We start from the raw sequence: 10,231 nt of genomic DNA on the forward strand, positions 1-10,231 counted from the left end.
TTACTTAACACAGTGTTGGTTGATTGGTTGGCAGTCATCACGGGCTATAAATAGCTAAAGATATCAATAAACACGCGTTACTTTTTGATTTACTTACAATCGTTTGCCAACGCACCGCTTTTGCCATAGTCATAGCACGTCTTGGCATTGGACATGTTCTCAACGGTGACCTGCTCGTACGTCATTGCCGTCGGTACAGCTGCTTGGATCAAGCAGTTATACATCGGCGTGATACCATTTGCATTGACCGCGGTAGGCTGCTCCATACATTTTGTAGAGCCATTGACTGGTTTGGCATATGACGGCAAGATGGAGGTCGCATAAATATTAAATACCGTCTTGCGGCTAGATGATCCCGTCGCCTCCACACCTGTCGCTGTGTAGGCAAAGGCTTCGTCTTCATCGCTTGGCTTGCCACGCGGCGCAGTCACATGGACCTGTGTCATCACCGTATTGCGCTCGGTCGTAAAGCTATCAGATTTTTTGTAATCACAAATACCGTTATTTAGTCCGCTCCAGTAGCCGCCCGACGGCGTTTTGATGGTGGCTTTGCTGGTAAGATAACGCGTGGTCGTCGGGTTATAGCAATAGATGAATTCATTACCTAGGTTGTCGGGATTGACCAAAAAATGCCCAAATGCCCCTGACAAGCTAATCAAATCTTGATAACCTTGTGACGATGGCTTGCCGTTGATCATACCTTCTAGACGCTCATTGGCGCTTTCAGATGATTGCAAAAGCTGTGTACTAATTTGCTGACTGGTGGCAACGCGCATATCGGTCACACTGCGACGTACTGCAATCGCACCAGCTAGCATAACAAGCACTAAAAACAATAATACAATAATCAGTGTTGCGCCATGCTGTTTGGACAGATAAAATCTCCTAGGCGACTGAGGCAACATGAGCACCTGTCTGCTTGGTAAAGATGGGTTGCAATTAGCCATGATATCATCCTATTACTGGGGCTCTTTAGCCTATTTTAAGTCCGTCCCTAGCGTGATGACACGCGCATTGCGTAACAAAATACTTGTTTCATAGGCTGTACGCACTTGTTTGCTTCGACTGGTATCGGTTTTAAGCGACATTGACTGACCAAGTAAGGTAAACGTATCTTTATCCGTATCGGCTAAAATCGGCACTCCACCATTCATAATCAGCCCAACACGAATCGCAACAATGGGTGGGCGAATTTTATAATCAGGCTGGCTAGCATCATAAGCAATCGGGCTAAGCGACTTATATTTGTCTGTGGTGATATATAACAGCGATGGCTCGGCTTTCGTTGTCTCAGGCTGCTGTACGCCCAAAGCGATTACAAACTGATCTACTCCACGAATCAGCTCTTGCCCCGCTTGTCCAAAATTGCGCGGATCAGTGGCAGGCGTAAAAGTTTTAATGGTAGAGCCGCCATTAGATTGCACATTTACGCGACCAGCATCACAGGCAAGTACCAAGTTTTGTACTTTGTTATTGTCGGACGCAACGCCAGTTGGTAAGCGCAGAAAATAACGCTCCACCACGGTATCACCAATCTCAACATTACCACCTTCACAATCCGACATCACCGCGTTACTGATGTTTTTGTACTGAATGGTTAATTGGTCGCTGCCGATACCCTTGATATTTGATACGCCTGTCCATTTGGTTTTATTATTGCCTGCACTGCTCTCACTGCCTGTGCGTGTTAAATAGCCTGAGGATGTTTGGGCATAGGTATCTTTTTTATATATTTCTGTACTTTCACTTTTGGGATTACAGGCATCAGGTAATGACTGATATTTAGGTGGTCTATCACCAATCTGTTTGGCGCTTGCAAGCGTATAAATGCCTAGATTGCAACCTGTCAGCACCACACCGCCTTGTGCCGTTTCGTCATCGATATACGCTATATCGTTACCCAGATTCGCTAGACGAATATTTGCCTCAAGGGGGGCCAAGCCAAAAATGCTTGATTGTTGTAACTCACTGCCACTGCGCTGGATGGTACTGGTTTTATAGTTCGTGTAATACACCTGCATGGCGGCAGCAGTGATTAATAACCCAAGCACCAAAGAAATCATCAGCTCAACCAAGGTAAAACCTGATTGGGCATAACGATAACACGGCTTGACTGGCCGCGCCTGTGATAAATACTTTGGTTTTGATGAATTTTGCCATTTTGCAGCCAGCATCAGTAGGTCTCCAAAATAAAGCATTGTGAGCCAGGATAATACATGCCGTCCTTATCGGCACAATAAACAGTGCTTGCTAGCGTCGATGACGCAACATCGGTTGCTGCCAGCGTGGGTTGGGTATCGCCCCAGCTGGCGATAAAACAGCGTCGTTCTTGTGTCCCTGATGTGCCTGGACAAGTTTCTAATTTTAAGCGAATCTCATTGTCTAAGGCATATTGACGCATGACAAGCGCATCTCGGGCTGCCAGTTTTTCCACAGAACAATAATCAGATTGAGACACGCTAGCTTGGGTGATGATTTGACAGCTTGAAGTTGTGACCGTTTTGTCAGAATCAGGTAAAGTCGGTGGCGTACCCGTATTTAGCGTGGTCTTAAAAGTCTCAATACCATTTGGATTGGCGCGCATCATCTCCGAACCTGTACGAATAATTGCCATGGCGCGTGACCGCATCAGGCCTTCATCGGTGGCTTTTACGGCATTGATTTGCATCGCGCTAAAACCCAAGATCGCCACGGCCAATAACAGCAGCGCGACCAAGACCTCAATCAAGCCAATACCTTGTTGCGATTTCATCAGCAAGTTCCATCTTTTTGCGTCACAATATTACTATTGCCATCGACAAATATGGCGTAACGATCCACACCCGTACCAGAGCATACCGTGATTTTTGTGGTATTATTAAGCACTGTACCCGCCCCTGTATTACCTTCAAACGCGTGTTTTTGTGGTGTAAAACTTATCTTATCCAAACTTGCCTTGCTTGGTGCGAGCGTTAAACTGTTATTTAACGTAAAGCGTGAAAGATTATCAGCACTGCCAACAAATTTGACATCCATACGCTTATCCGTTGCCGTATTCGTTAGTTCAACAAATGTTGGTTTTTGGTAGATTTGCGCCTGTGTGCGCGCGTCTTTGAAGGCTGACTCAATTGTGTTAGCCCCGTCAATCACACGCATTTGTCTGATTTGCCGCGACATATTGGGCGCTGCGATTAAGGATACAATCGCAATAATCGCCACCACGACCATCAGCTCAATCAGTGTAAAACCCCGTGCCGAAGCGATTGGCACCATTGCGTTATTCCCTACTCTCTCATCTCTTATCACCAAGGCAGTGCCCGATGATTTCATCATGTTGTTTAAAATAATGTTGCAAAAACCGTGCCTTATCTTTTGGTCAAACATTTTTAACCAAAGCTATATGATTGCACATAATGTTTAAGCGTCTAAGCTTGGCAGCGCACCCAACTGTCAAAAAAAAACCTCAGACTAACGCACAAGTTGTTAGCCCAAGGCTTGTTTGTATGGCAGGCTTAATATTTAAATTAAGCTCTCAGTATTTGACTTTCATTTTGTTTAATCACTGCTTAGAAACTTAAATCCATTCAAATATATTACCAAGATTTGAATAAATTTTACAAATTACGATCGCCTAGCGCCCACGATAAGTGATGCGTCCTTTCGACAAATCATATGGGGTCATCTCTACCTTGACCTTATCGCCCGTCAAAATACGAATGTAGTTTTTACGCATTTTACCAGAGATATGCGCGATGATCTCATGCCCATTTTCTAGGCGCACTTTAAATAATGTGTTTGGCAAAGTATCCACCACCTCGCCTTCAAATTCAATGACATCGTCTTTTTTTGACATAATACCTAATCTGCTAAAGATTTGCTAAAATTTTAAACACCGTATTTTACAATAATTCTAATCAATTAGCAAGTGTTTGCGCTGGTTCACTCGGGCAGATTGAGCCATACAGGTGATAGGCGCACTTTGGGTAATAGGGTCTGAAATTGCGGCGGATATAAGGCATTGATAAAATACAAGCCATCAGCAGGGGCGGTGGGCGCAGCTTGAGTACGGTCTTTGATGGTCAATAAATCGGCTAGCCACGTGGCAGGCTGCTCACCGCGCCCTATGGCGTACAGACTCCCCATGATATTGCGCACCATATGATGCAAAAAACCATCGGCTTGGATATCTAGCACCCACAAATCGCCGTATGGATACAGGTTGGCAAACGCCACCTCACGCACGGGCTGTTTGGACTGACAAGCCGCTGCGCGAAAGCTGGTAAAATCATGCCGCCCGACCAAGCTTTGACACGCTGTTTGCATCGCTGACCAATCTAGGGGTTGGTACTGATGGGTCACTTGGCCGTGCAACAGCGCAGGGCGATATGGCTGATTGAGCGTGATATAACGATAACGCCGCGCTATCGCTGCAAACCGTGCATGAAACGCATCGGGCATTGGCACAAGCCAGCGCAAGGCAATGTCATTGGGCAACAACGTATTTGCACCGCGCAGCCAGTTGTAAACATCGCGCCGCGCTGTGGTGACAAAATGCGCCACCATGTTCGAGGCATGGACACCTGCATCGGTGCGCCCTGCTGCCACCACCTCAATGGGTTCATTGGCGATTTGCGACAGCGCGCGCTCAACCTCTGCTTGGATACTACCGACTTCCTGCTGCCGCTGCCAACCACGATAGCCTTGCCCATTAAATTCAATCCCGATGGCATATGTTTGGGTGTCGTTGCGTCCTACCGCGTCGTTCAAACTGCATTATCCTTGTAAAACCTAAGATGCACCAGCCGCCTAAGCCACAGTATGCGTGGCGTTCAGACAATGCCGCCAACGTTGGCGACGGCGGCTTGGGGCATCGTATTGCGCTAGCAGCCACAATAGTCGTGCATAAATGGCCGCCACCGTCAGCCGTCCACTTGGCAACACGCCACACTCTGCCAACCATGCGCCTGCGGCATAGGTGCTGTCTGTGCCACCATAGGGGCATTGTGTGGAAGCCACCACCAAACAGCCTTGCGCTTTTAGTTGCTTGAGCGCGTCGGCAATCTCAGGTGCTTGTAAAAAATTGCCCGTACCAAATCCCAGCAACATCACACCATCGGGGGCTTGTTGCACCAAGGCGGCAAAATACGCCTGCCAAGCTTGCGCGGTCATCGGCACCGCATACACCGTGACAATAGTTGCCGCTGCCATACGCTGACAAACTGTTTTTAATTCTGCGGTTTTGTCCGCCAGCCACAGCGCACGCTGACGTGGGCTTATTTTTTTGCTAAAACTATTGGCAGGATAGCCTGCGCGATGATGACCAACAAACGCCATCAAATCATGACTGTGGATTTTTTGTACCGTTTGGGCAGGCCAATGTTCGCCTGCAAAACACACGCGCACCCCTGCCTCACCATGGCAAGCCAATTGGCACGCATCAAACAAGTTTTGATGCGCATCGCTGTCAGGATTGACCACATAATCCGTCAAAACTTGTGGCGCAAGCAGCGGCTGCATCGCACCCGTGACCACAACACAAGTGTCACTTTGGGCAAACGCCTCCGCAAGCCATGCCGCCAAATATGCCAACGTATCCGTACCCGTGAGCAGCACAAACCGCCGCATGCCATTATTTAGCGCATTGACCAACACGCGATAAATATCAGCAAAATCGATTGGCGTCAGCTGGCTACTGTCTTTTACCACCAGATTGGGCAAAATCTGCCACGGCACAGGGGCATCAGCGTGATTGGCATAACTGGCAAAATGCGTTGCCAAGATACGTTGTAAAATCGGCAAAAATACATCAGGTGCAAGACTTGCCAACGGTTGCCCGTAGCTACCAAATGTACCCCCTAAATACACAACGCCAATCGGCTCACGAACGATTTGCTTGACCATTACGGCAACTCATACGGATTGGCAACCCCCAAATCCGCCAACACGGCGATTTCGATACGTTCCATTTCATCTTGCTCAGCTTGTCCCAATTCATGGTCAAAGCCCAACAAATGCAACATACCGTGAATTATCAAATGGGTGATATGCGCGGCCAAAGACTTGCCCTGCTCAGCGGCTTGCTCATCCACCACCGCATGACAAATCACCAACTCACCAAGCGGCACTAAAGGGAGCTTATCGGCCACCTCGGCAGGCAAATCTGCTGGATAAGATAAAATGTTGGTCGCATAATCCTTGCCGCGATAATCCAAATTTAACGCGCGTGCCTCCGTGGGCGTGGTGATGTACAACGACAATTCATACGACGTATCAAATACCATCAAATCATCATGCACCCACGCGCTTGGCTGCGCACGCAAATACGTTAGCAACCGCGCCAACCAATCGCCAATTTTCGCCTCCTCATAACAACATTTGATGGCAGCAAAATCGGCGTGTTGGGCAAGCGTGTCGCTAAAGCTCACGATGACATCATAAGCGGCTTGCGTCATTTAGCGTCTGCCTGTGTAGTCTCAGCGCTGGTCTCAGCAGAATTTGCCAAAGCTTGGGCTTGCTCGGCAAGTCGGGCTTGTTTTTTAGCCGCTTTTATTGCCTCTTGTTCTTCATCAAACGCGTCATATGCCTCGACAATTTTTTGTACCAAATGGTGGCGCACCACATCTTTGCTATCAAACTTGGTGATATGAATTTCTTGAATCGGTGACAAGATGGCTAAAGCTTGACTTAAACCCGACTTAGTGCCGCGTGGTAAATCCACCTGCGACATATCACCCGTAATGACAGCGCGCGAGCCAAAACCTAAACGCGTCAAAAACATTTTCATCTGTTCAGGTGTGGTGTTTTGCGCCTCATCCAAAATCACAAACGAATTGTTGAGTGTACGCCCACGCATATAAGCAAGCGGAGCAACCTCAATAATTTGACGCTCAAGCAGTTTACCGACTTTTTCAAAGCCCAGCATCTCATACAGTGCGTCATAGAGCGGACGCAAATATGGGTCAATTTTTTGGGTCAAATCACCAGGCAAAAAACCCAACTTCTCCCCTGCCTCTACCGCAGGGCGTACCAATAAAATACGCTCGATTTCATTGCGCTCAAGCATATCAACCGCACAGGCAACCGCCAAATATGTTTTACCTGTCCCAGCAGGACCCACACCAAATGAAATATCTGAGGTCAAAATCCGTTTGACATAACGTTGCTGATTCGCACCTCGTGGCGTGATTTTGCCCTTACGTGTGTGCAGGCTAATCGGCGCATAGGTTTTGTGAGATACATGAGCATCACGGTCTGTGGATTCATCGGTATCGCTTAGTTGCGCTTCACGGCTAAAACTGGTCTGAATCAGCATGTGCAAATCTTCGGGTGTGATATCCGTGTTGGTCTGCACGTCATCAGCCAGTTGTAATAGAATCTTTTCGGCACGCTCGACGGGTTCAAAATCACCCGACACCACAAACTCGGATTTGCGCTGATGGATTTGTACATCCAGCCGCTGTTCTAAATATTTGATATGGTTATTATATTCACCCAAAAGGGATTTTAGTTGGTGAGTTGTGAGGCTAGATAAATCAACACTGCGCTGAATGGTCTCGCTCAAGTGGTCATCCTTATTGCTGTACTATTAAATATTGTGGCTTATTAATCGACTTTATCGATTGATCGCTAACTTATTATGGAAGTTTTATCCAAAAAAGCAAGTCTAAATTTTACGGTAGGCCATAAAAAAACCCCCACTTAGCTAAGTGGGGGTTTAGGATAAAACGCTGACGATGACCTACTCTCACATGATCGAATCACACTACCATCGGCGCATTGTCGTTTCACTTCTGAGTTCGGTAAGGGATCAGGTGGTTCCAACAAGCTATGGTCGTCAGCAAAGCGTTGAGCCTTGCGGCATATAGAGAAATGAGCAACTGAATCAATAAACTTTGATGAACGTCTACAACCCATTAGGTGTTGTATAGTCAAGTCAAACGAGCAATTAGTATTGGTTAGCTCCATGCATCGCTGCACTTCCACACCCAACCTATCAACGTCCTGGTCTAGAACGGCTCTTTGGGGAAATCTTATCTTGAGGTGGGCTTCCCGCTTAGATGCTTTCAGCGGTTATCCCATCCGAACATAGCTACTCGGCTGTGCCACTGGCGTGACAACCGAACCACCAGAGGTTCGTCCACTCTGGTCCTCTCGTACTAGGAGCAGATCCTCTCAAATTTCCAACGCCCACGGTAGATAGGGACCGAACTGTCTCACGACGTTCTAAACCCAGCTCGCGTACCTCTTTAAATGGCGAACAGCCATACCCTTGGGACCTGCTTCAGCCCCAGGATGAGATGAGCCGACATCGAGGTGCCAAACACCGCCGTCGATATGAACTCTTGGGCGGTATCAGCCTGTTATCCCCAGAGTACCTTTTATCCGTTGAGCGATGGCCCTTCCATACAGAACCACCGGATCACTAAGACCTACTTTCGTACCTGCTCGACTTGTGGGTCTCGCAGTTAAGCGCGCTTCTGCCTTTATACTCTTTGAACGATTTCCGACCGTTCTGAGCGCACCTTCGTACTCCTCCGTTACTCTTTAGGAGGAGACCGCCCCAGTCAAACTACCCACCATACATTGTCCTTGGATCTGTTAATCCGAAGTTAGAACCCCAACATTACCAGGGTGGTATTTCAAGGTCGGCTCCACACACACTGGCGTGCATGTTTCATAGCCTCCCACCTATCCTACACAGGTAAGGTCAAAGTTCAATGTAAAGCTGTAGTAAAGGTTCACGGGGTCTTTCCGTCTAGCCGCGGGTACACAGCATCTTCACTGCGATTTCGATTTCACTGAGTCTCTGCTGGAGACAGCGTCGCCATCATTATGCCATTCGTGCAGGTCGGAACTTACCCGACAAGGAATTTCGCTACCTTAGGACCGTTATAGTTACGGCCGCCGTTTACTGGGGCTTCGATCAAGGGCTTCGCTTACGCTAACCCCATCAATTAACCTTCCAGCACCGGGCAGGCATCACACCCTATACGTCCACTTTCGTGTTTGCAGAGTGCTGTGTTTTTAATAAACAGTTGCAGCGACCTGGTATCTGCGACTGCCAATAGCTTTGTGAAGCGTGTCCACTCACCATCGGCAGCGTACCTTCTCCCGAAGTTACGGTACCATTTTGCCTAGTTCCTTCAGCAGAGTTCTCTCAAGCGCCTTGGTATTCTCTACCTGACCACCTGTGTCGGTTTCGGGTACGATTCGTTTAAAACTATCGCTTAGAAGCTTTTCTTGGAAGCATGGTATTTGCCACTTCGCCTTACGGCTTGCTATCAGGTCTTGGTATTAGTTCAGCGGATTTGCCTACTAAACCTACCTACACCCTTCCACCTAGATAACCATCACTAGGCTGGCATAACCTTCTTCGTCCCTCCATCGCATCTTAAACAAGTATTGGAATATTAACCAATTTCCCATCGATTACGCCTTTCGGCCTCACCTTAGGGGTCGACTCACCCAGCCCCGATTAACGTTGGACTGGAACCCTTGGTCTTCCGGCGAACGGGCTTTTCACCCGTTTTGTCGTTACTCACGTCAGCATTCGCTCTTGTGATATCTCCAGCATGCTTTACAACACACCTTCTCAGACTTACACAATGCTCCCCTACCACTTAATTGAAACAATTAAATCCGCAGCTTCGGCTCCTAGTTTGAGCCCCGTTACATCTTCCGCGCAGGCCGACTCGACTAGTGAGCTATTACGCTTTCTTTAAAGGGTGGCTGCTTCTAAGCCAACCTCCTAGCTGTCTATGCCTTCCCACATCGTTTCCCACTTAACTAGAAATTTGGGGCCTTAGCTGGCGGTCTGGGTTGTTTCCCTCTTGACGACGGACGTTAGCACCCGCCGTCTGTCTCCCGGATATCACTCATGGGTATTCGTCAGTTTGCATCGGTTTGGTAAGTCGGGATGACCCCCTAGCCGAAACAGTGCTCTACCCCCCATGGTGTCCGTCCGAGGCGCTACCTAAATAGCTTTCGGGGAGAACCAGCTATCACCGAGTTTGATTAGCCTTTCACCCCTATCCACAAGTCATCCCCTACCTTTTCAACGGGAGTGGGTTCGGTCCTCCGGTGACTGTTACGTCACTTTCAACCTGCTCATGGATAGATCACTCGGTTTCGGGTCTATACCCTGCAACTATACGCCCTATTAAGACTCGGTTTCCCTGCGGCTCCCCTATTCGGTTAACCTCGCTACAGAATATAAGTCGCTGACCCATTATACAAAAGGTACGCGGTCACC

9 protein-coding genes and 2 rRNA genes are annotated in these 10,231 nt (G+C 48.1%); all 11 read right to left on the reverse strand.

Features of this window, described 5'->3' with window-relative positions; translation table 11 throughout:
* Positions 1–89: 89 nt before the first annotated feature.
* Positions 90–905, reverse strand: coding sequence for a PilX N-terminal domain-containing pilus assembly protein (locus AC5L4R_RS07715; RefSeq protein ID WP_494473360.1), 816 nt, complete (start codon positions 903–905; stop codon positions 90–92).
* A gap of 72 nt (positions 906–977) precedes the next feature.
* On the reverse strand, positions 978–2,174 hold the full coding sequence (locus AC5L4R_RS07720) for a PilW family protein (protein ID WP_494473351.1): 1,197 nt from the start codon (positions 2,172–2,174) through the stop codon (positions 978–980).
* Positions 2,174–2,752, reverse strand: a complete 579-nt coding sequence (pilV, locus tag AC5L4R_RS07725; protein ID WP_494473352.1) for a type IV pilus modification protein PilV — start codon at positions 2,750–2,752, stop codon at positions 2,174–2,176. Before pilV ends, AC5L4R_RS07720 begins: the two co-directional genes overlap by 1 nt.
* The gene (locus AC5L4R_RS07730; RefSeq protein WP_494473353.1) at positions 2,752–3,312 is read right to left on the reverse strand and encodes a pilus assembly FimT family protein; all 561 of its coding nucleotides are present in this window, start codon (positions 3,310–3,312) and stop codon (positions 2,752–2,754) included. Before AC5L4R_RS07730 ends, pilV begins: the two co-directional genes overlap by 1 nt.
* Before the next feature lie 298 nt (positions 3,313–3,610).
* Complete coding sequence (gene infA / locus AC5L4R_RS07735; RefSeq protein WP_067056595.1) at positions 3,611–3,832, reverse strand: translation initiation factor IF-1; 222 nt, start codon at positions 3,830–3,832, stop codon at positions 3,611–3,613.
* 86 nt (positions 3,833–3,918) lie between these two features.
* A complete protein-coding gene (gene truA, locus AC5L4R_RS07740) occupies positions 3,919–4,746 on the reverse strand; it encodes a tRNA pseudouridine(38-40) synthase TruA (RefSeq protein ID WP_494473354.1) in 828 nt (275 codons plus the stop codon).
* Between the two features lie 39 nt (positions 4,747–4,785).
* Positions 4,786–5,880, reverse strand: a complete 1,095-nt coding sequence (locus tag AC5L4R_RS07745) for an asparaginase (RefSeq protein ID WP_494473355.1) — start codon at positions 5,878–5,880, stop codon at positions 4,786–4,788.
* Complete coding sequence (ybeY, locus tag AC5L4R_RS07750) at positions 5,880–6,431, reverse strand: rRNA maturation RNase YbeY (protein WP_494473356.1); 552 nt, start codon at positions 6,429–6,431, stop codon at positions 5,880–5,882. The genes AC5L4R_RS07745 and ybeY overlap by 1 nt, the downstream gene beginning before the upstream one ends.
* Positions 6,428–7,540, reverse strand: coding sequence for a PhoH family protein (locus AC5L4R_RS07755; RefSeq protein ID WP_494473357.1), 1,113 nt, complete (start codon positions 7,538–7,540; stop codon positions 6,428–6,430). The genes ybeY and AC5L4R_RS07755 overlap by 4 nt, the downstream gene beginning before the upstream one ends.
* 164 nt (positions 7,541–7,704) lie before the next feature.
* Positions 7,705–7,818, reverse strand: a 5S ribosomal RNA gene (rrf, locus tag AC5L4R_RS07760).
* An 85-nt stretch (positions 7,819–7,903) separates the two neighbouring features.
* Positions 7,904–10,231 (reverse strand): 23S ribosomal RNA (locus tag AC5L4R_RS07765); the annotation flags it as partial.

It is taken from the genome of Faucicola sp. SE7633, from assembly GCF_059264685.1.

Bases quoted from the DNA above. Each gene is read 5' to 3' on its own strand.
- AC5L4R_RS07715 (WP_494473360.1), bottom strand. From the start codon at position 905: ATGTTGCCTCAGTCGCCTAGGAGATTTTATCTGTCCAAACAGCATGGC.
- AC5L4R_RS07720 (WP_494473351.1), bottom strand. From the start codon at position 2,174: ATGCTGGCTGCAAAATGGCAAAATTCATCAAAACCAAAGTATTTATCA.
- pilV (WP_494473352.1), bottom strand. From the start codon at position 2,752: ATGAAATCGCAACAAGGTATTGGCTTGATTGAGGTCTTGGTCGCGCTG.
- AC5L4R_RS07730 (WP_494473353.1), bottom strand. From the start codon at position 3,312: ATGATGAAATCATCGGGCACTGCCTTGGTGATAAGAGATGAGAGAGTA.
- infA (WP_067056595.1), bottom strand. From the start codon at position 3,832: ATGTCAAAAAAAGACGATGTCATTGAATTTGAAGGCGAGGTGGTGGAT.
- AC5L4R_RS07745 (WP_494473355.1), bottom strand. From the start codon at position 5,880: ATGGTCAAGCAAATCGTTCGTGAGCCGATTGGCGTTGTGTATTTAGGG.
- ybeY (WP_494473356.1), bottom strand. From the start codon at position 6,431: ATGACGCAAGCCGCTTATGATGTCATCGTGAGCTTTAGCGACACGCTT.